A 20,872-nucleotide genomic window follows, 5' to 3' on the forward strand; every position below is an offset into this window, starting at 1 on the left:
ACTCTGAAGATGAGAAGCCTATCGGGATGATAGGCTTCAGCGTGCAGTAACAGCTGTCAGGCTTGCTCAGCCAGAGCATCGGCCTGAGCAGACTGAATCGCCGTCAGCGCTACGGTGTAGACGATATCGTCTACCAGTGCGCCACGTGACAGGTCGTTTACCGGCTTGCGCATACCTTGCAGCATTGGTCCGATAGACACCAGATCAGCAGAACGCTGTACTGCTTTATAGGTGGTGTTACCGGTGTTCAGATCTGGGAAGATAAACACGGTGGCTTTACCCGCCACTGGTGAGTTAGGCGCTTTGGACTTGGCAACGTCAGCCATGATCGCCGCATCGTATTGCAGTGGGCCATCGATGATCAGATCTGGGCGTTTTTCCTGTGCCAGACGGGTCGCCTCACGCACTTTCTCCACGTCGCTACCTGCACCGGAATTACCGGTGGAGTAAGAGATCATCGCCACTCGCGGTTCGATGCCAAATGCGGCTGCGGAGTCGGCAGACTGGATAGCGATTTCAGCAAGTTGTTCAGCGGTGGGATCTGGGTTGATCGCACAGTCACCGTAGACCAGAACCTGATCCGGCAACAGCATGAAGAACACGGAAGAGACCAGCGAACTGCCCGGTGCGGTTTTGATCAACTGCAACGGTGGGCGGATGGTATTGGCAGTCGTGTGAACCGCACCGGAGACCAGGCCGTCAACTTCGCCTTTTTCCAGCATCAGGGTGCCGAGAACCACGTTGTCTTCCAACTGTTCACGGGCAACCACTTCGGTCATACCCTTGCTCTTACGCAGTTCCACCAGGCGTGGCACGTATTTTTCACGTACGGCAACCGGATCGACGATCTCAATGCCTTTGCCCAGTTCAACGCCTTGCGCAGCCGCTACGCGCTTGATCTCGTCCGGGTTACCCAGCAATACGCATTCAGCGATGCCGCGTTCAGCACAGATCGCTGCCGCTTTCACGGTGCGTGGCTCATCACCTTCCGGCAGCACAATGCGCTTGCCCGCTTTACGTGCCAGTTCGGTCAACTCGTAGCGGAATGCCGGTGGCGACAGACGACGTGAACGCTCAGACGTGGCCGTCAGTGATTCGATCCACTCGGTGTTGATGTGGCTTGCCACGTAGTTCTGCACCTGTTCGATACGCTGGTGGTCATCTGAGGGCACTTCCAGGTTGAAGCTCTGTAGGCTCAGCGAGGTCTGCCAGGTGTTAGTGTCGACCATAAACACCGGCAGGCCGGTTTGGAAGGCACGTTCGCAGAGCTTCTTGATAGAACCATCAATTTCGTAGCCGCCGGTCAGCAGCAGGGCACCAATTTCTACACCGTTCATCGCTGCCAGGCAGGCAGAGACCAGGACATCAGGACGGTCTGCGGAAGTCACCAGCAGCGAGCCCGGGCGGAAGTGTTCCAGCATATGCGGAATACTGCGTGCGCAGAAGGTCACGGACTTCACCCGGCGGGTCATGATATCGCCTTCGTTGATCACGCGCGCTTTCAGGTGGCGGGCCATGTCAATGGCTCGGGTCGCGATCAGATCGAAGCTCCAGGGGATACAACCCAGAACCGGCAGCGGGCTGTTGGCAAACAGATGTGCAGGATCGACGTTGGCAACGCTGGCCTTGGTGGAGTCATCAAAGATTTCCGACAGATCCGGACGGGTGCGGCCCTGATCGTCAACCGGAGCATTCAGTTTATTGATGATCACGCCGGTAATGTTCTTGTTTTTGCTGCCGCCGAAGCTGCTGCGAGCCAGTTCGATACGCTCTTTCAGCTGTGCCGGGGAATCGTTGCCCAGCGCCAGAACGAAGACGATTTCTGCGTTCAGGGTTTTGGCGATTTCAAAGTTCAGCGCGCTGGCAAACTGGTGCTTGCGGGTGGGCACCAAACCTTCGATCAGCACCACTTCCGCGTCTTTGGTGTTTTCGTGGTAACGCGCCACGATCTCTTCCATCAGCACGTCTTGCTGGTTGGAGCTCAGCAGGCCCTCAACGTAGCTCATGCGCAGCGGTTCGGCGGTCGGGATGGTGGAGTTGCTGCGAATGATGGTGGTGGTCTGGTCGAGGGTATCACCGCCGGTACGCGGTTGGGCGATCGGTTTGAACACGCTCAAACGAACGCCTTTTTGCTCCATGGAGCGAATGACACCCAAGCTGACGCTGGTCAAGCCAACGCTGGTGCCGGTGGGGATCAACATAATTGTACGTGACACAGAATAGTCCTCTTCACGGTTTTTTCAGTCTGCGGTAAACGCGCAGGCACATCTTGGCTCTGAAACAACACCGCCAGCCTGGGCTGACGGTGTTGGGAGCATTAAGCGGTCAGGCGGGCAGCGTCCTGCGCGATAACCAACTCTTCGTTGGTTGGGATCACCAGCGCCAGGCGGCTGCCATCTTTGGTGATGTTGCCGGATTTGCCGAAGCGGGCGGCCAGGTTACGTTCGTGGTCGATCTCAAAGCCCAGCAGGCCCAGTTTATCCAGAGTCAACTCACGCACCATTGCGGCGTTTTCACCGATGCCACCGGTGAAGATCACTGCATCCAGGCGGCCATCCATCAGCGCGCTGTAGGCACCGATGTATTTGGCCAGACGATGGCAGAACACGTCCATGGCACGTTTGGCGTCGGCTTTGGTGGCGTAGTTGTCTTCAACGTAGCGGCAGTCGCTGGTGACTTCGGTCAGGCCCAGCAGGCCGGATTCTTTGGTCAGCATCTTGTTGATCTGATCAACGCTCATGCCCAGAGAGTCATGCAGATGGAAAATGATCGCTGGATCGATGTCACCGCTGCGGGTGCCCATGACCAGGCCTTCCAGCGGGGTCAGGCCCATAGACGTATCAACACATTTACCGTTGCGTACTGCGCTGACGGAACCGCCGTTACCCAGATGGCAGGTAATAACGTTCACTTCATCAACCGGCTTGTTCAGCATCTTCGCCGCTTCTTGCGTTACATAGAAGTGGCTGGTGCCGTGTGCGCCATAGCGGCGAACGCCGTGGTCACGGTACAGGCTGTACGGCAGGGCGTAGAGGTAAGACTCTTCCGGCATGGTCTGGTGGAACGCCGTGTCGAACACTGCCACGTTTTTATCAGCCAGATTCGGGAAGGATTTCAATGCTTCAGCGATACCAATCAGGTGAGCTGGGTTATGCAGTGGTGCAAAGGGAACGGAATCTTTGATACCCTGCAGGACTTCGTCGTTGATCACGGCAGAAGCAGTGAACTTCTCGCCGCCGTGCACGATACGGTGGCCGATAGCGGTCAACTGTGCAGAAAGCTCTGGTTTTTGTGCCAGAATAGTATTAACAATGAAGTTCAGCGCTTCGCTGTGTGCTGCACCAGCACCCAGTGCTGCTTCTTGTTTACCGCCGTCCATTTTCCATTTGATGCGGGCTTCTGGAAGGTGGAAACATTCGGCAAGACCAGAAAGATATTCTTCACCGTTGGCTGCATCAATGATAGCGAATTTCAGGGAAGAACTGCCGCAGTTAAGAACCAGTACTAGCTTACTCGACATGGAAGTACCTACTTATAGTTCGTGTTGTTAGTGAACCCAGAACACGTGGTGAATAAATTGTCAAACAGACATCAAGCGTAGCGCATAATGACGTTGACATTTATGATTAGCATCATGTCAGTTACAAAAAACACATGATGATAAAAAAACCGATGATTTCTCCGCGGTTTAAGTAATCTTGCTTTTAAATGGGCGAAAAGTTGACAGATTTGGTGTCATCTTCTACCGGCCAAAAGGCCGGCTTAGGATACCGATAGCCCGTCGCAAACACAAAATAAATTTAAAGCTTCAACTTTTTTGTTGGTGTGTTTGTGAAAATATTTCATTTTTTATACGTGAAGTTGAGGTAAGCAATGACGAGCAAGCCATCCGGTTCCGTGAGTTGGTTCCAGATATTCCAGCGTGGGCAGCATTACATGAAAACCTGGCCGGCAGAAAAACGGCTGGCACCGGTGTTCCCAGAAAATCGCATTGCGCGTGCCACCCGTTTTGCGATTCGTTTTATGCCGCCGCTGGCGATCTTTACCCTGGCCTGGCAAATTGCCCTTGGCGGTCAACTCGGCCCGGCCATTGCAACAGCGCTGTTTGCTTGCAGCATGCCGATGCAGGGCCTGTGGTGGTTGGGGCGCCGTTCGATCACGCCGCTGCCACCCACCTTGTTACAGTGGTTTCATGAGGTGCGTAATAAACTGGCAGAAGCCGGGCAGACGTTAGCCCCGGTTGAAGGAACGCCGACCTATCAAGCGTTGGCTGATGTGTTGAAGCGTGCATTCAAGCAACTGGATAAAACCTTCCTCGACGATCTCTGATCCCTCTGTTTTCACGCTACCGGGCTTTTGAAGCCCGGTAGGGATAAAGTCCATCTCCGCGATAACCCCGGTTCAAATCAAAGAAGGTGCGAGTTGTGGTTCCACGCCATAACGAAGTCATGCGATGCTCTCGCCAATTTGCAGAACTGAGGAACGTGAAATGGAAATGACTAATGCTCAACGTTTGATCCTGTCGAATCAGTACAAAATGATGACGCTGCTCGATCCGGACAATGCGGATCGTTATCGCCGTTTGCAGACCATTATCGAACGTGGTTTCGGCTTGCAGATGCGTGAGCTTGATCGTGACTTTGGTGAGATGAGCGAGGAAGTCTGCCGCACCATCATCAACATTATGGAAATGCATCATGCGCTGCAGGTGTCCTGGGAAAATCTCAAGGATCGGCAAGGGCTTGACGCTCGTCGCTTGGCCTTCCTCGGCTTTGATGCGGCAACTGAAGCGCGTTATCTGAGCTATGTGCGTTTCCTGGTCAGCACGGAAGGGCGGTATACTCATTTCGACTCCGGCAGCCACGGCTTTAATGCCCAAACTAAAATGTGGGAAAAGTATCAGCGCATGTTGGCAATCTGGCTGTCATGCCCACGTCAATACCATTTGAGCGCCGTTGAGATTGCGCAAGTCATTAATGCCTGATGATTTGCAGTGTGAAAGATAACGGAGAGAGAAGAGGTTTTCTGTGGAATGTAAGGGTTTTTTGTTCGACCTTGATGGAACGTTAGTAGATTCATTGCCCGCAGTGGAACGCGCCTGGACTCACTGGGCTGAGCGCCACGGTATCAGCCCTCAGGAGGTGTTGGCGTTTATTCACGGTAAACAGGCAATTACCTCGCTGCGCCATTTTATGCCAGGGGCGACAGAAGCGGCGATCCAGCATGAGTTTGATTTACTGGAGCAGATGGAGGCGCAGGATACCGATGGCGTCAGCGCACTGCCCGGTGCCGTGGCGCTGTTGGAGCGGCTTAATGCACTGAGTATTCCCTGGGCGATAGTCACTTCGGGTTCGATCCCGGTCGCCAGCGCACGGCGTAAGGCCGGCGGTTTGCCGCAGCCAGAAGTGTTTATCACCGCAGAACTGGTGAAACAGGGCAAACCTCAGCCGGATGCTTATCTGCTGGGGGCCGAACGTTTGGGCCTGGCTCCGCAGGCTTGTGTGGTGGTAGAGGATGCGCCCGCCGGGATCCTTTCCGGCTTGGCTGCGGGGTGCCAGGTGATTGCGGTTAATGTACCGGCACAAGCACCGAAACTTGACCAGGTGGATCTGATACTCTCTTCACTGACTCAGATTAAGGTTGAGAAGGTGCCGCAGGGTGCAAGCATCGAACTTATTGCTTAATCTGTATTTTTTTACCTCAAATTGATTAGACCCCGCATCTGTGGGGTTTTTTTATGCTAATTTTTAAGCCCTGGATCACTGTAGGATGAGGCCGTTTTGAACAGCGAATTACTCTGGGTTTTGATTTTATTGTTGATAGCCATTGTGCTGTTTACGACCAACAAGCTGCGCATGGACGTGGTGGCTTTGTTGGTGATCATCGCGTTTGTGTTGAGTGGCACCCTGACTCTGCAAGAGGCGACGGCCGGTTTTAGCGATCCGAACGTGATTTTGATCGCTGCCCTGTTTGTGATCGGTGAAGGCTTGGTGCGCACCGGTGTGGCTTATCAGGTCGGCGATTGGTTGGTGAAAGTGGCGGGCAGCAGTGAAACCAAAATGCTGGCACTGTTGATGTTCACCGTGGCTGGGCTGGGTGCATTTATGAGTTCGACCGGGGTAGTGGCGATCTTCATCCCGGTAGTACTCAGCGTGGCGGTACGGATGAAGATCTCACCGGGGCGGCTGATGATGCCGTTAAGTTTTGCAGGGCTGATCAGCGGCATGATGACGCTGGTGGCCACGCCGCCGAATATGGTGGTCAACAGCGAATTGGTGCGTGAGGGGCTTGCCGGTTTCAGTTTCTTCGGTGTGACGCCAATCGGCCTGATCGTGTTACTGCTGGGGGTGGGCTATATGCTGATCGCCCGCCGTTGGCTTGGTAATAGCGGAGGTGCGAAAAACACCAAGGTTACCTGGCAGCGCCGGACGTTTCGCGATCTGATTCGTGACTATAAATTGACCGGACGGGCGCGTCGCTTGGCTGTTCGCAGTAGTTCACCTCTGATTGGCCGCTCTCTGGATGAACTGCATTTGCGTGCCCGCTATGGTGCCAACGTTATCGGCATAGAGCGTTGGAAACGCTTTCGGCGTGTGATGATCAGCGCTTTCGGCAGCACGGAACTGCGTGAAGGGGATGTGCTGCTGATTGATATGTCGGATTGCGACATCGATCTACGCCAGTTTTGCAGTGAACAGCTATTGGAGCCGATGATCCTGCGCGGTGAGTATTTTTCTGAACAAGCGCGCAACGTGGGGATGGCAGAAGTGTCGCTCATTCCTGATTCAGCCTTGTTGGGGAAATGCGTGCGCGATGCGGCTTTCCGTAGCCGTTACGATCTGAACGTGGTCGGTATTCGCCGCAACGGCAAAACGCTGGAAGGTAAACTGGTTGATGAGCCACTGACGTTGGGGGATATCCTGCTGGTGATCGGTGACTGGAAAGCGATCCGTCAATTACAGGCCAAAACCCATGACTTTATCGTGCTGAATCTGCCCGCAGAGGTGGATGAGGTGGCACCTGCCATCACCCAGGCACCGCATGCCCTGTTCTGCCTGGCACTGATGGTGGCGATGATGTTGACCGATGAGATCCCTAACCCTATCGCCGCACTGATTGCCTGCCTGCTGATGGGCCGTTTCCGCTGCATTAATATGGAAAGCGCTTATAAAGCGATCCATTGGCCAAGTATTATTTTGATCGTCGGCATGATGCCCTTTGCCCAGGCATTGCAGAAAACCGGCGGTGTGGATTTGATCGTGCAAGGGCTGATGGATATCGCCGGTGAAGCCGGCCCGCGTGTGATGCTGGTGTGCCTGTTTGTACTTTGCGCCTCCATCGGGCTGTTTATCTCCAATACCGCCACGGCGGTATTGATGGCACCTATCGCCATTGCGGCGGCGCATAAGATGGGAGTTTCGCCTTATCCGTTTGCCATGATTATTGCCATTGCGGCTTCGGCTGCTTTTATGACGCCGGTGTCATCACCGGTGAATACCCTGGTATTGGGGCCAGGGAATTACAAGTTTGGCGATTTTGTGCGCATCGGCGTGCCGTTCACGGTGTTGGTGATGATCGTCAGCGTGGTGGTGGTGCCGTGGCTGTATGCGTTTTAGGCCCGGTTTTCGGGCCTATGGGGGTTATTACAGTGGGGAATCGCTACTGATCTCATCCAGCGACAGGCTAAAGCTCGGGATAAATACCGCCATGAAATATTCCATTTCCGGGCTTTGGCGCAGTTGCAGTGTTTTCTCCAAGCGTGCTTTAGCTAACGTAAATTCGTTATTTCCGGCAGACAACTCTTCCAGGCATTTCAGGTAAGCACAGAGGGCGTCAGCCTGTTTTACCAGCAATTTCTCATCCTCAGTGTAATAGTGTTCATCAAGAATCGAGCGGAAATCGTTCTGTAATTCTTTTGGAATCATCTCCAGCAGTTTTTGTTGCGCGATTTTTTCGATTTTTTTGTATTCGTAGGCAATCTGCGGATTGTAATACTTGATGGGCGTGGGCATATCGCCGGTCAACACTTCACTGGCATCGTGGTACATCGCCAACAGCGCCACGCGCTCGGCGTTCAGGTTACCGTTAAATTTGCGGTTCTTGATCACCGCCAGCGCATGGGCGACAAACGCGACTTGCAGGCTGTGCTCGGAAACGTTTTCGGTACGTACGTTGCGCATCAGCGGCCAGCGACTAATCAGTTTCAAACGGGAAAGGTGGGCAAAGAAATGGCTCTGGCTCATGGTGCTCTCTTTATACAACGGCAAGTGAGGCGGTTATTGTGAGCAGTGGCGGCAGGTTATGCAAACCCAGTTGTGCGGTGTGGGCGCAGCCAGCAAACTGCGCCCATAAAAATTACTGATGGTAGGTTTCGAGGAAACGACCCAGTTTACCGACGGCCATTTCCAACTCATCGACTCGCGGCAAAGTTACGATACGTACGTGGTCAGGGTAAGGCCAGTTGAATGCGCTACCTTGTACCAGCAGGACTTTTTCCTGCAACAGCAGGTCCAGCACCATTTTCTGGTCATCACGGATATTAAAGCGCTTAGCATCAATACGCGGGAACATATACAGCGCGCCCTGGGGCTTAACGCAGGAAACGCCTGGAATATCATTCAGCAATTCCCAGGTGCGGTTGCGTTGTTCATACAAACGCCCGCCGGGTTGAATAAATTCGCTGATGCTCTGATAACCGCCAAGGGCAGTCTGGATCGCATGTTGCATTGGCACGTTGGCACAAAGGCGCATCGATGCCAGCATCTCCAGCCCTTCGATATAACCTTTGGCGTGTTTCTTCGGCCCGTTAAGCACCATCCAGCCTTGGCGGAAACCGGCAACGCGATAGGTTTTGGATAAACCGTTAAAGGTGACCGTCAGCAGATCTGGGGCCAGTGCGGCAATGGAGTGATGCTCGGCATCGTCGTAAAGGATCTTGTCGTAAATTTCATCGGCGAAGATGATCAGGTCGTGCTGACGGGCGATCTCGACGATCTGCTCCAGCAACTCTTTGCTGTAGACCGCGCCGGTTGGATTGTTGGGGTTGATGATCACAATACCGCGGGTGCGCGGGGTGATTTTGCTGCGGATATCATCCAGATCCGGGAACCAGCCGGATTCTTCGTCGCAGATATAGTGCACCGCTTTACCGCTGGAGAGCGATACCGCCGCCGTCCACAACGGGTAGTCGGGGGCTGGCACCAGCATTTCGTCACCAATGTTAAGCAGCGCCTGCATGGATTGCACGATCAGCTCAGAGACACCGTTACCAATGTAGATATCCTCAACGGTCACATCACGCATGTTACGTGCCTGATAGTGCTGCATGATCGCCTTACGCGCCGAGAAGAGCCCTTTGGAGTCGCAATAGCCCTGTGCCGTAGGGAGGTTGCGGATCACATCGACGAGAATTTCATCAGGGGCATCAAAACCAAACGGCGCAGGGTTGCCGATGTTCAATTTAAGGACTTTGTTGCCTTCTTCTTCAAGACGTTTAGCTTCTTTGAGCACCGGGCCACGAATGTCATAGCAGACGTTGTCCAGTTTGCTGGATTTCTCAATGGGGGACATAGAAAGTTGAGCCTTTTGCTGGGATGGGGGATGATCCTACCGTGGAACACCGCAACCCGCCCAATGTACTCCTGGTGCTCCTGATTTTGAAGGGTTGTGCGCGCCTTTGGTGCAAACGATCGGCTAAATCGATGATTTAAGCGATGATGCGTCTGTTATAATCCATATGTAAGAATTAAATTCTTTTTTATGGCTTTTTTTAGGCGTTTTTGTTTGAATTAAAGTGTGTTGATGTAAAAGTTCTCTGCCACATGTTTCTCTTGGTGCGTACATTGCGCATACATGTTAGGACGTAGAATACAACTAAAATTGTAAAAAAATGATAATGAGAGAATTATCTTATGGCTGGTAGTGGTTAGTAATACGACACTTCTTAGTAAAGTAAAATTGTATTAGAGGAACTTCAGTAATTAACTTAAGAGTTTTTTAAGTAAAATCGTAGATAATTTAATAATAAAAGCCCTTACTAATTGAATTGATTAAATTCGTGAGTAAATGAACCCAATGATACACAAAAAGATATTTATCTATTGAACGAAAAGTAGCAATAGGACCCTGCGGTCTGGCCCGTCTAGCTCTGCACGATCGGTGAGGAAGGACGATGGTTTGGATGTGGTTAACTATCAGTTATTCTGTGCCTAAGCACTTTTCGTCGTAACTTTGCCTTGTATCAATAAGCTATTGCGATAGATCGTGGATAAAAAGCGATAGAGATAACGAAATATAAGTAATTTTTTTGCCCTCATCTAATGAGTGGGGTACTGTCATGTCTGGCGCTTGCCCTTTTTAGCAGTGCCTTAGAAATACACCAGGGTAGTTTGTAAATTAGAATTTAAAAAGTGAAGAAAACACTATGATAAATGCAAATCGTCCGATACTTAATCTCGACCTCGATCTGCTAAGAACCTTTGTTGCTGTTGCTGATTTGAATACTTTTGCGGCGGCTGCAGTCGCCGTTTGTCGTACTCAGTCAGCAGTCAGTCAACAAATGCAGCGGTTAGAGCAATTGGTCGGCAAAGAGTTATTTGCTCGCCATGGGCGCAATAAGTTATTAACGGAACACGGTATTCAGCTTCTCAGTTATGCCAGGAAAATCCTGCGTTTTAACGATGAAGCCTGTACCTCATTGATGTATAACAATATCAAAGGAACCCTGACGATCGGCGCTTCTGATGATACTGCGGATACCATCCTCCCTTTCCTGCTCAATCGAGTGACGTCGGTTTATCCCAAGCTGGCCATTGATGTACGGGTAAAACGTAGCCCGTTCATGATCGACATGCTGAAAAACGGTGAAGTGGATTTGGCTATCACCACTGTGGATACTGAAGGACATCCTCATATTGTCCTGCGTACGTCACCTACGCTGTGGTATTGCGCGGCGGACTACTATTTCCAGGCAGGCGAACCCATTCCGCTGGTGGTGCTGGATGAACCCAGCCCATTCCGTGCAATGGCGATCAAACATCTGGATGCTGCCGGTATTCCTTGGCGCATTGCCTATGTGGCATCAACGTTATCTGCGGTGCGGGCGGCGTGCAAAGCCGGATTGGGGATTACCGCGCGGCCTATCGAGATGATGAGCCCGGATCTGAGGGTGCTGGGGGCGACAGAAGGTTTACCGCATCTTCCTGATACCCAATATGCCTTGTGTAAAGATATGAAATGTGAAAACGAGCTGGCAATGGCGATTTTCAGCGCGGTACAAAATGGTAATGAAACTTATCATTTCAGCGGGGAGTCTGTTGTGGTAGATGACTCCTGCCTGGCTGACGGTGAAGAGGAGTAACCATTAAGCGGGTTGTTTGATGAGAAAACCTCTGCTTCGGCGGAGGTTTTTTTTACTAGGGAATGGGTGAGATAACGATTTATATCCAGTTTCCCCCATTTATTGAGTGAAAGCGTTATTTCTTCAACTGTCCTTGGATGGCTGACTGGGTCTGGATAGCAATAAACTCTTTTTGTATTTTTTTTATACAGAAATAACAAGGGGGTAAAACTCTGGAGTTCACGGAGACGTTTTGATACTTTAGTGCGGTCATTTTTTAGTTGAAATTGATAAAAATTGTTAAAGTGCCACACTTTTTTTGAAGTTTTCTGTCTGAAACGTGTCTTGGATCAAAAAAATACCCCTAGGTAGTGAGTGGAACAACAGGGAAATCCTGAGAGAATGGTATAGTAAAACTGAAATATACATGTTGGTTTATATCTATCTGTTTCTACACGGCAATTAACTGACACGATTTAGCCTAAGCTAGCGCATCATATGTTAATCAAATGGTGTGTATGTAAACTAATGTGTAGATTCTTTTGTCGAAGTTGACAAAAGGTTATAGAAAGGAGTAAAAAGCCCACAGTAAAAATACTGCCTAACTCTCTGTAAAAGCAGTGTGTTTGTGTGGTCATTTATCCTTCCCTTAAATCGATGTGGTGCACTAACTGCCAGTAACAAGAGCAGAACGATCGACGCCACTTTTGATGAGTAAGCATAGAGTATGTCAACAACCACTGAAGTTATCGCTCATCACTGGGCGTTCGCCGTATTTCTTGTCATGGCAATCGGGCTTTGCGGCCTCATGCTGCTGGGTGCGTTTTTCTTGGGCGGGAGAGCCCAGGCGCGCGCTAAAAACACCCCTTATGAGTCCGGGATCGACTCGGTGGGTTCGGCGCGTATGCGTCTTTCCGCCAAGTTCTACCTGGTCGCCATGTTCTTCGTTATTTTCGATGTTGAAGCCTTGTACCTGTTTGCCTGGTCGGTCTCCATTCGTGAGAGCGGTTGGGTAGGCTTTATCGAAGCCGCCATTTTCATTGTGGTGTTACTGGTTGGTTTGGTTTATCTGGTGCGTATCGGCGCATTGGATTGGACTCCGGTGCGTTCCAAGCGCCTGAGCAAACCAAGCACAATCAAGAACGCTAGCAACAGTCATCCGCAGTAACAGCGAGGCATTAAGATGGACTATACGCTCACCCGCATAGACCCGAACGGTGAGAATGACCGTTATCCCCTGCAAAAACAGGAGATCGTTGGCGATCCCCTTGAGCAGCAGGTTCACCGGACGGTTTACATGGGTAAACTTGAACATGCTTTGCATGACATGGTGAACTGGGGGCGTAAAAACTCTCTTTGGCCGTACAATTTCGGTCTTTCATGCTGTTATGTGGAAATGGTGACCTCGTTTACCGCCGTGCATGATGTGGCGCGCTTCGGTGCAGAAGTCTTACGTGCTTCTCCTCGCCAGGCGGATTTCATGGTGGTTGCCGGTACCTGCTTCACCAAGATGGCCCCGGTTATTCAGCGCCTGTACGAACAGATGCTGGAGCCTAAGTGGGTGATCTCGATGGGCGCCTGTGCCAACTCCGGCGGTATGTACGATATCTATTCCGTGGTGCAGGGCGTTGATAAATTCCTGCCGGTTGATGTGTATATCCCAGGCTGTCCACCACGCCCGGAAGCCTACATGCAGGCGTTATTGCTGCTGCAGGAATCTATTGGTAAAGAACGCCGCCCGCTGTCGTGGGTTGTTGGCGATCAGGGCGTTTACCGCGCCAATATGCAGTCTGAAAAAGAGCGTAAGCACGCCGAGCGTATCGCGGTGACCAACCTGCGATCGCCTGACGAGATTTAAGATTGCTGATAAGCGCTAATCTTGCTGCATAGGTGTGGTAACAAAGAGTAGTTAAGCTTGCGGTAAAAACGACCATTTAATGTGGTGAAAAAATTATGACAGATTTAACGACGCCCGACGCCCAGCCTGCTTGGCACACCCGTGACCATCTTGACGATCCGGTGATTGGCGAACTGCGCAACCGTTTTGGGCCGGAAGCCTTTACTGTTCAGCCCACCCGTACCGGAATGCCCGTGGTATGGGTCAAGCCTGGCCAGTTACTGGAAGTCATGACATTCCTGAAGAAACAGCCGAAGCCTTATGTGATGCTGTTCGATCTGCATGGTGTTGACGAACGTCTTCGTACTCACCGCCAGGGCCTGCCTGCTGCAGATTTCTCCGTTTTCTATCATCTGATTTCTATCGAACGTAACCGTGACATCATGCTGAAAGTGGCGCTGTCTGAAAAAGACCTGCACGTGCCCACAGCGACCAAAGTGTTCCCGAATGCCAACTGGTATGAGCGCGAAACCTGGGAAATGTTCGGTATTACCTTCGACGGTCATCCGCACCTGACGCGCATCATGATGCCGCAGAGTTGGGAAGGCCACCCACTGCGTAAAGACTATCCGGCGCGCGCCACCGAGTTCGATCCCTTTGTGTTGACCAAACAGAAAGAAGATCTGGAGATGGAATCGCTGAAGTTCAAGCCGGAAGATTGGGGCATGAAACGTGGCACCGAGAACGAGGACTTCATGTTCCTTAACCTCGGCCCCAACCACCCCTCTTCACACGGCGCATTCCGTATTATTTTGCAACTGGACGGCGAAGAGATCGTCGACTGCGTGCCAGACGTGGGTTATCACCACCGCGGTGCCGAGAAGATGGGCGAACGCCAGTCTTGGCACAGCTACATTCCGTACACTGACCGTATCGAGTATCTCGGCGGCTGCGTGAACGAAATGCCTTACGTGCTGGCAGTGGAAAAACTGGCTGGGATCGTGGTGCCGGATCGTGTCAACACCATCCGCGTAATGCTTTCTGAACTGTTCCGCATCAACAGTCATCTGCTGTACATCAGTACCTTTATTCAGGACGTGGGCGCGATGACCCCGGTGTTCTTCGCCTTTACCGATCGTCAGAAAGTGTACGATCTGGTGGAAGCGATTACCGGTTTCCGTATGCACCCGGCCTGGTTCCGTATTGGCGGTGTCGCGCATGATCTGCCGCGCGGCTGGGATCGCCTGCTGCGTGATTTCCTCGATTGGATGCCGAAGCGTCTTGATTCTTACGTCAAAGCCGCGCTGAAAAACAGCATTCTGAAAGGTCGTTCTGTTGGTGTTGCTTCTTACAACGCCAAAGAGGCGCTGGATTGGGGTGTTACCGGCGCGGGCCTGCGTGCTACCGGTATCGAGTTTGACGTGCGTAAATGGCGTCCTTATTCCGGTTACGAAAACTTCGATTTCGAAGTCCCAGTCGGCGACGGCAACAGCGACTGTTACACCCGCGTAATGCTGAAAGTGGAAGAGCTGCGCCAGAGCCTGCGTATTCTTGAGCAATGCCTGAACAATATGCCGGAAGGCCCGTTCAAGGCCGATCACCCGCTGACTACGCCGCCGCCAAAAGAGCGCACGCTGCAGCATATTGAAACGCTGATCACCCACTTCCTGCAGGTTTCCTGGGGCCCGGTGATGCCAGCCAATGAATCATTCCAGATGATTGAAGCCACGAAAGGGATCAACAGCTACTACCTGACCAGCGACGGCAGCACCATGAGTTATCGCACCCGGGTACGTACGCCAAGCTTTGCTCACTTGCAGCAAATCCCTGCGGTAATCCGTGGCAGCCTGGTCTCCGACCTGATCGTCTATCTGGGTAGTATCGATTTTGTAATGTCAGATGTGGACCGCTAACTATGCATGATCATAACGATGCACTTGAGCCGATTAATGCAGCCGCTCCCCAAAACGGTGCTGATGCATTTGTGCTGAGCGCGCAAGAGCGTGATGCGATCGAGCACGAAAAGCACCATTACGAGGATCCTCGTGCCGCCTCTATTGAAGCACTGAAAATTGTGCAGAAGCAGCGTGGCTGGGTTCCCGATGGGGCGATTTATGCCATCGCTGAAGTGCTGGGCATTCCTGCCAGCGACGTAGAAGGCGTGGCCACGTTCTACAGCCAGATTTTCCGCCAGCCGGTTGGGCGCCACATCATCCGCTATTGTGACAGCGTAGTGTGTCACATCAACGGTTATCAGGGTATTCAGGCGGCACTGGAGAACAAACTCAACATCAAGCCGGGGCAAACCACCTTCGATGGCCGTTTTACGCTGCTGCCGACCTGCTGCTTGGGTAACTGCGACAAGGGCCCGAGTATGATGATCGATGAGGATACTCACGCTCATCTGACGCCGGAAAATGCGGTCGAATTGCTGGAGCGGTATAAATGATGATAGATATCAAACGTACTGCCGAAATGCACCCGCTCACCTGGCGGCTGCGTGATGACCAACAGCCGGTCTGGCTGGATGAGTATCGTAGCAAAAACGGTTACGCGGGCGCTGAAAAAGCCCTTAAAGGCTTGGCACCTGACGAGATCGTCAATCTGGTGAAAGACGCCGGGCTGAAAGGCCGTGGCGGCGCAGGTTTCTCCACCGGTTTGAAGTGGAGCCTGATGCCGAAAGACGAATCCATGAACATCCGTTACCTGCTGTGTAACGCCGATGAAATGGAGCCAGGCACTTACAAAGACCGTTTGCTGATGGAACAACTGCCACACCTGCTGGTGGAAGGCATGTTGATCTCGGCATTCGCGCTGAAAGCCTATCGCGGTTACATCTTCCTGCGTGGCGAATATATTGAAGCGGCCGTGCATCTGCGCCGTGCAATTGCTGAGGCAACCGAAGCGGGCCTGTTGGGTAAAAATATCCTGGGCAGCGGCTTCGATTTTGAACTGATCGTCCACACTGGCGCTGGCCGTTATATCTGCGGTGAAGAAACCGCACTGATTAACTCGCTGGAAGGCCGCCGCGCCAACCCGCGCTCCAAGCCTCCTTTCCCGGCGTCTGCCGGTGCCTGGGGCAAGCCGACCTGCGTAAACAACGTCGAAACCCTGTGCAACGTGCCTGCTATTCTTGAGCACGGCGTTGACTGGTACAAAGGGATTTCCGCCGGTAAGAGTAACGATGCCGGTACCAAACTGATGGGCTTCTCCGGCCGGGTGAAAAACCCAGGCGTTTGGGAACTGCCGTTTGGCACCACCGCGCGTGAAATTCTGGAAGATTACGCCGGTGGCATGCGCGATGGCCTGAAATTCAAAGCCTGGCAGCCGGGCGGTGCCGGAACCGACTTCCTGACCGCCGATCATCTGGATCTGCCGATGGACTTTGAGCATATCGGCAAAGCCGGTAGCCGTTTGGGTACGGCGCTGGCGATGGCGGTAGATCACGAAATCGGCATGGTTTCGCTGGTGCGTAACCTGGAAGAGTTCTTTGCCCGTGAATCCTGTGGCTGGTGTACGCCGTGCCGCGATGGCCTGCCGTGGAGCGTGAAGATCCTGCGTGCTTTGGAAAATGGCCAAGGTCAGCCGGGGGATATCGAAACCCTTGAGCAACTGTGCCGTTCCCTCGGCCCAGGTAAAACCTTCTGCGCCCATGCGCCAGGTGCCGTAGAGCCACTGCAAAGCGCGATTAAATATTTCCGTGACGAGTTTGAAGCCGGCATTGCCCCGCAGTATTTGGGCAATATCCAGGCTATTGGTGGTATTCAGCCAAACAACTTGTTGAAACAGCGCTGGTAGCCGTTGTTATACCCAAAGTATTTTGTCTTGCAGCTAGGCGGCAAGCGGGTGAATCCCCAGGAACTTACTCAGGTAAGTGACTGGGGTGAGCACGAGCAGCCAACAACGCTGCAGGGCAAAAGACGCAGGGCATACAGAATTTTTGATTAACGCCTGCTTTAAAGCAGGCCACTTGGAAGCATGCTGACTATGGCTACGATTCATGTAGACGGCAAAGAATACGACGTAGATGGAGCCGACAACCTGTTACAGGCGTGTCTCTCCCTCGGGCTCGATATTCCTTACTTTTGCTGGCATCCGGCGCTGGGAAGCGTCGGCGCTTGCCGCCAATGTGCGGTAAAGCAATACCAAAACGCGGACGATACGCGTGGCCGTTTGGTGATGTCTTGTATGACACCGGCATCCGATGGAACTTTCATTTCCATCGATGATGCTGAAGCCAAGCAGTTCCGTGAAAGCGTGGTCGAATGGTTGATGACCAATCACCCGCACGATTGTCCAGTATGTGAAGAGGGCGGTAACTGTCACCTGCAGGATATGACAGTAATGACCGGCCACAGCTTCCGTAGATACCGCTTCACCAAGCGTACCCATAACAACCAGGATCTGGGGCCGTTTATCTCTCATGAGATGAACCGTTGCATCGCCTGTTATCGCTGTGTGCGTTACTACAAAGATTATGCCGACGGTACCGATTTGGGTGTCTATGGTGCGCACGACAACATCTACTTTGGCCGGCCAGAAAGCGGCACGCTGGAAAGCGAGTTTTCCGGCAACCTGGTAGAAGTGTGCCCAACCGGCGTTTTCACCGACAAAACGCACTCAGAACGTTACAACCGTAAGTGGGACATGCAGTTTGCACCGAGCATCTGCCAACAGTGCAGCGTCGGCTGTAACACCAGCCCGGGTGAGCGCTATGGCGAGCTACGCCGTATCGAAAACCGCTACAACGGCAGCGTAAACCACTATTTCCTGTGTGACCGTGGTCGCTTTGGTTATGGCTATGTCAACCTGAAGGATCGTCCGCGCCAGCCGCAACAGCTACGTGGCAACGACTGGATCACTCTGAACGCAGAGCAGGCGATGCAGGGCGCGGCAGATATTCTGCGTCAGGCGAAGAAAACCATCGGTATCGGCTCACCGCGTGCCAGCCTGGAAAGCAACTTCGCGCTGCGTGAACTGGTAGGGGCAGAAAACTTCTATACCGGCATCAATCAGGCTGAGCAACAGCGCCTGAATCTGATGCTCAACGTGCTGAAAAACAGCGGTGTGACGACGCCTAATTTGCGTGAAATCGAAAGCTACGACGCGGTGTTGGTGCTGGGTGAAGATCTGACCCAGACCGGCGCGCGTATCGCGCTGTCGGTGCGTCAGGCGGTGAAAGGTAAAGCTCGCGCCATGGCGGCGGCACAGCGCGTTGCCGACTGGCAGATCGCCGCGGTGCAGAATATTGGTCAGCATGCTAAACATCCGCTGTTTGTCACCAACGTTGATGATACCCGTCTGGATGATATCGCCGCCTGGAACTACCGTGCACCGGTCGATGAGCAAGCGCGTTTAGGCTTCGCTATTGCCCATGCGCTGGATGAGTCCGCACCGGCAGTGACCGATCTGGCCGCAGGCCTTAACAAGAAAATTGATGTGATCGTGCAGGCGTTGGCCGGTGCGCAGAAGCCGTTGATCATTACCGGCAGCAATGCGGGCAGTGATGCCATCATCGAAGCCGCAGCCAACATCGCCAAAGCGTTGAAAGGCCGTGGTGCCAACGTCGGTATCACCTTCGTAGCCGCTGCCGCCAACAGCATGGGGCTGGCGATGATCGGCGGTGGTTCTCTTGATGAGGCACTGGCTCAGTTGGAAAGTGGCAGCGCCGATACCGCCATCGTGATGGAGAACGATCTCTACCGTCATGCTCCAGCAGCGAAAGTGGATGCGGCACTGGCTAAGGCTAGCAACCTGATTGTTGCCGACCATCAGCGCACCGCCATCATGGACAAAGCCAACCTGATCCTGTCTGCTGCCAGTTTTGCTGAGAGCGACGGTACGTTAGTCAACCAGGAAGGCCGCGCACAGCGTTTCTTCCAGGTGTATGACCCGGCTTATTACGATGATGCCAAAAAGAATATCCACAGTATCATGCTGGAAAGCTGGCGTTGGATGCACTCGCTGCATTCCACCTACACCAGCCGCCAGGTTGACTGGACGCAGTTGGACGACGTGATCGAAGCCTGTGTGGCCGCGTTGCCGCAGTTGCAGGGGATTGTCGAAGCCGCTCCAGATGCCACCTTCCGTATTCGTGGGCAGAAACTGGCGCGTTCGCCGCATCGTTACAGTGGTCGTACCGCGATGCGTGCTGATATCAGCGTGCATGAGCCACGTCAGCCGCAGGATAAAGACACTATGTTTGCCTTCTCGATGGAAGGGAACAACAGTCCGCTGGCCGATCGTCAGCAAATCCCATTCGCTTGGGCGCCCGGTTGGAACTCACCGCAGGCATGGAACAAGTTCCAGGCCGAAGTGGGGGGCAGTCTGCGCCATGGCGATCCGGGTATCCGGTTGATCGAAGCGGGGGAGGGTAACCTGGGTTACTTCACCTCAATCCCATCGGCATTTAAAGCCGAAGGTTGGCGTGTTGCGCCGTATTACCACCTGTTTGGCAGTGACGAAATGTCACAGCGTGCCGATGTGATCCAGCAGCGGATGCCACAGGCCTACGTGATGGTCAACAGTGCCGATGCCGCCCAGCTTGGTGTGAATGCCGGTGCCTGGCTGGAGTTTAGCTGTGCTGGCCAAACGCTGCGTTTGCCGGTGCGCCTGAGTGAAACTCTGGCGTCAGGCCAGGTTGGTTTGCCGCTCGGCTTGCCAGGGATCCCGCCGGTGTTGGTGGGCGCAACGGTTGAAAATCTGCGGGAGGCAGCACAATGAGCTGGTTTACGCCTGAGGTGATCGACATCCTGATCGCCATTTTGAAAGCGGTGGCGATCCTGCTGGTGGTTGTCAGCTGCGGGGCCTTCATGAGCTTCGGCGAACGCCGTCTGCTGGGGCTGTTCCAGAACCGTTACGGGCCAAACCGTGTCGGCTGGGGCGGTTCGCTGCAGTTGGTCGCCGACATGATCAAAATGTTCTTTAAAGAAGACTGGGTGCCGACCTTCTCTGACCGGGTGATCTTTACCCTGGCACCGATGATCGCCTTTACTTCTCTGTTGCTGGCCTTTGCTATCGTCCCAGTCAGCCCGACCTGGGCGGTGTCCGACCTCAATATCGGTATCCTGTTCTTCCTGATGATGGCGGGCTTGGCGGTGTACGCCGTGCTGTTCGCTGGCTGGTCGAGCAACAACAAATACTCGCTGTTGGGTGCGATGCGTGCTTCTGCGCAGACCCTGAGCTATGAAGTGTTCCTCGGTTTATCGGTGTTGGGGGTCGTGGCGCAAGCTGACTCATTCAATATGCAGGCGATCGTCGAATCACAGGCTCATGTCTGGAACATCATCCCGCAATTCTTTGGTTTCCTGACCTTCGCCATTGCCGGGGTTGCGGTATGTCACCGCCATCCGTTTGACCAGCCGGAAGCCGAGCAGGAACTGGCTGACGGTTATCACATTGAATATTCCGGTATGAAGTTCGGGCTGTTCTTTGTGGGGGAATACATCGGTATCGTTACCGTGTCTGCCCTGATTGTGACGTTGTTCTTCGGCGGTTGGCAGGGCCCGTTCTTGCCGCCATTCATCTGGTTCGCTCTGAAAACGGCCTTCTTCATGGTGATGTTCATTTTGATCCGTGCGTCGTTGCCGCGTCCGCGTTATGACCAGATGATGTCATTTGGCTGGAAAGTTTGCCTGCCGTTGACGCTGCTGAACCTGCTGGCAACCGCCGCGGTCATTTTGTACAACGCTCAATAA

At 53.1% G+C, this 20,872-nt stretch carries 16 protein-coding genes; 12 read left to right on the forward strand and 4 right to left on the reverse strand.

The window, feature by feature from the left end; translation table 11 throughout:
- Window positions 1-56 precede the first annotated feature (56 nt).
- Both pta and ackA read right to left on the reverse strand, forming a co-directional pair.
- Window positions 57-2,216: a phosphate acetyltransferase gene (pta, locus tag AC2A1E_RS21720; protein ID WP_484385468.1), complete on the reverse strand. Its 2,160-nt coding sequence runs from the start codon at window positions 2,214-2,216 to the stop codon at window positions 57-59.
- 101 nt (window positions 2,217-2,317) lie between these two features.
- Complete coding sequence (ackA, locus tag AC2A1E_RS21725) at window positions 2,318-3,520, reverse strand: acetate kinase (RefSeq protein ID WP_484385469.1); 1,203 nt, start codon at window positions 3,518-3,520, stop codon at window positions 2,318-2,320.
- Between the two features lie 353 nt (window positions 3,521-3,873).
- On the opposite strand from ackA, the gene yfbV reads away from it, so the two are divergent.
- From yfbV to AC2A1E_RS21745, 4 genes are all read left to right on the forward strand, one after another.
- Window positions 3,874-4,329 carry a terminus macrodomain insulation protein YfbV gene (gene yfbV, locus AC2A1E_RS21730; RefSeq protein WP_484385470.1) on the forward strand — a complete coding sequence of 152 codons (456 nt, stop codon included), beginning with the start codon at window positions 3,874-3,876 and terminating at the stop codon, window positions 4,327-4,329.
- A 160-nt stretch (window positions 4,330-4,489) separates the two neighbouring features.
- Complete coding sequence (locus AC2A1E_RS21735; RefSeq protein WP_484385471.1) at window positions 4,490-4,984, forward strand: YfbU family protein; 495 nt, start codon at window positions 4,490-4,492, stop codon at window positions 4,982-4,984.
- 43 nt (window positions 4,985-5,027) lie between these two features.
- A complete protein-coding gene (locus AC2A1E_RS21740; RefSeq protein ID WP_484385472.1) occupies window positions 5,028-5,684 on the forward strand; it encodes a sugar phosphatase in 657 nt (218 codons plus the stop codon).
- A 96-nt stretch (window positions 5,685-5,780) separates the two neighbouring features.
- Window positions 5,781-7,616 carry an SLC13 family permease gene (locus AC2A1E_RS21745; protein WP_459402016.1) on the forward strand — a complete coding sequence of 612 codons (1,836 nt, stop codon included), beginning with the start codon at window positions 5,781-5,783 and terminating at the stop codon, window positions 7,614-7,616.
- A 27-nt stretch (window positions 7,617-7,643) separates the two neighbouring features.
- On the opposite strand, the gene yfbR is transcribed toward AC2A1E_RS21745, so the two are convergent.
- Window positions 7,644-8,243 carry a 5'-deoxynucleotidase gene (gene yfbR / locus AC2A1E_RS21750; RefSeq protein WP_484385473.1) on the reverse strand — a complete coding sequence of 200 codons (600 nt, stop codon included), beginning with the start codon at window positions 8,241-8,243 and terminating at the stop codon, window positions 7,644-7,646.
- Between the two features lie 112 nt (window positions 8,244-8,355).
- Window positions 8,356-9,570: a pyridoxal phosphate-dependent aminotransferase gene (locus AC2A1E_RS21755; RefSeq protein ID WP_459402018.1), complete on the reverse strand. Its 1,215-nt coding sequence runs from the start codon at window positions 9,568-9,570 to the stop codon at window positions 8,356-8,358.
- 853 nt (window positions 9,571-10,423) lie between these two features.
- Between AC2A1E_RS21755 and lrhA the strand changes: the two genes are divergently transcribed.
- The 8 genes from lrhA (at window position 10,424) to nuoH (ending at window position 20,872) form a co-directional block, all read left to right on the forward strand.
- Complete coding sequence (gene lrhA, locus AC2A1E_RS21760) at window positions 10,424-11,359, forward strand: transcriptional regulator LrhA (RefSeq protein ID WP_459402019.1); 936 nt, start codon at window positions 10,424-10,426, stop codon at window positions 11,357-11,359.
- A 706-nt stretch (window positions 11,360-12,065) separates the two neighbouring features.
- Complete coding sequence (locus tag AC2A1E_RS21765) at window positions 12,066-12,506, forward strand: NADH-quinone oxidoreductase subunit A (protein ID WP_459402020.1); 441 nt, start codon at window positions 12,066-12,068, stop codon at window positions 12,504-12,506.
- A gap of 15 nt (window positions 12,507-12,521) precedes the next feature.
- Window positions 12,522-13,196 carry a NuoB/complex I 20 kDa subunit family protein gene (locus tag AC2A1E_RS21770; protein WP_380672640.1) on the forward strand — a complete coding sequence of 225 codons (675 nt, stop codon included), beginning with the start codon at window positions 12,522-12,524 and terminating at the stop codon, window positions 13,194-13,196.
- Between the two features lie 95 nt (window positions 13,197-13,291).
- Entirely contained in the window at window positions 13,292-15,088 is a 1,797-nt protein-coding gene (gene nuoC, locus AC2A1E_RS21775; protein ID WP_484385474.1) for an NADH-quinone oxidoreductase subunit C/D, read from the forward strand.
- A 2-nt stretch (window positions 15,089-15,090) separates the two neighbouring features.
- Window positions 15,091-15,624 carry an NADH-quinone oxidoreductase subunit NuoE gene (gene nuoE, locus AC2A1E_RS21780; protein ID WP_459402022.1) on the forward strand — a complete coding sequence of 178 codons (534 nt, stop codon included), beginning with the start codon at window positions 15,091-15,093 and terminating at the stop codon, window positions 15,622-15,624.
- Entirely contained in the window at window positions 15,621-16,973 is a 1,353-nt protein-coding gene (gene nuoF / locus AC2A1E_RS21785) for an NADH-quinone oxidoreductase subunit NuoF (RefSeq protein ID WP_484385475.1), read from the forward strand. The genes nuoE and nuoF overlap by 4 nt, the downstream gene beginning before the upstream one ends.
- Before the next feature lie 189 nt (window positions 16,974-17,162).
- Window positions 17,163-19,898, forward strand: a complete 2,736-nt coding sequence (gene nuoG, locus AC2A1E_RS21790) for an NADH-quinone oxidoreductase subunit NuoG (RefSeq protein ID WP_484385476.1) — start codon at window positions 17,163-17,165, stop codon at window positions 19,896-19,898.
- Entirely contained in the window at window positions 19,895-20,872 is a 978-nt protein-coding gene (gene nuoH, locus AC2A1E_RS21795; RefSeq protein WP_484385477.1) for an NADH-quinone oxidoreductase subunit NuoH, read from the forward strand. Before nuoG ends, nuoH begins: the two co-directional genes overlap by 4 nt.

This window comes from Serratia sp. HNCC26DJ206, from assembly GCF_057180605.1.

Bases quoted from the DNA above. Each gene is read 5' to 3' on its own strand.
- ackA (WP_484385469.1), bottom strand. From the start codon at position 3,520: ATGTCGAGTAAGCTAGTACTGGTTCTTAACTGCGGCAGTTCTTCCCTG.
- yfbV (WP_484385470.1), top strand. From the start codon at position 3,874: ATGACGAGCAAGCCATCCGGTTCCGTGAGTTGGTTCCAGATATTCCAG.
- AC2A1E_RS21735 (WP_484385471.1), top strand. From the start codon at position 4,490: ATGGAAATGACTAATGCTCAACGTTTGATCCTGTCGAATCAGTACAAA.
- yfbR (WP_484385473.1), bottom strand. From the start codon at position 8,243: ATGAGCCAGAGCCATTTCTTTGCCCACCTTTCCCGTTTGAAACTGATT.
- AC2A1E_RS21755 (WP_459402018.1), bottom strand. From the start codon at position 9,570: ATGTCCCCCATTGAGAAATCCAGCAAACTGGACAACGTCTGCTATGAC.
- lrhA (WP_459402019.1), top strand. From the start codon at position 10,424: ATGATAAATGCAAATCGTCCGATACTTAATCTCGACCTCGATCTGCTA.
- AC2A1E_RS21765 (WP_459402020.1), top strand. From the start codon at position 12,066: ATGTCAACAACCACTGAAGTTATCGCTCATCACTGGGCGTTCGCCGTA.
- AC2A1E_RS21770 (WP_380672640.1), top strand. From the start codon at position 12,522: ATGGACTATACGCTCACCCGCATAGACCCGAACGGTGAGAATGACCGT.
- nuoC (WP_484385474.1), top strand. From the start codon at position 13,292: ATGACAGATTTAACGACGCCCGACGCCCAGCCTGCTTGGCACACCCGT.
- nuoE (WP_459402022.1), top strand. From the start codon at position 15,091: ATGCATGATCATAACGATGCACTTGAGCCGATTAATGCAGCCGCTCCC.
- nuoF (WP_484385475.1), top strand. From the start codon at position 15,621: ATGATGATAGATATCAAACGTACTGCCGAAATGCACCCGCTCACCTGG.
- nuoG (WP_484385476.1), top strand. From the start codon at position 17,163: ATGGCTACGATTCATGTAGACGGCAAAGAATACGACGTAGATGGAGCC.
- nuoH (WP_484385477.1), top strand. From the start codon at position 19,895: ATGAGCTGGTTTACGCCTGAGGTGATCGACATCCTGATCGCCATTTTG.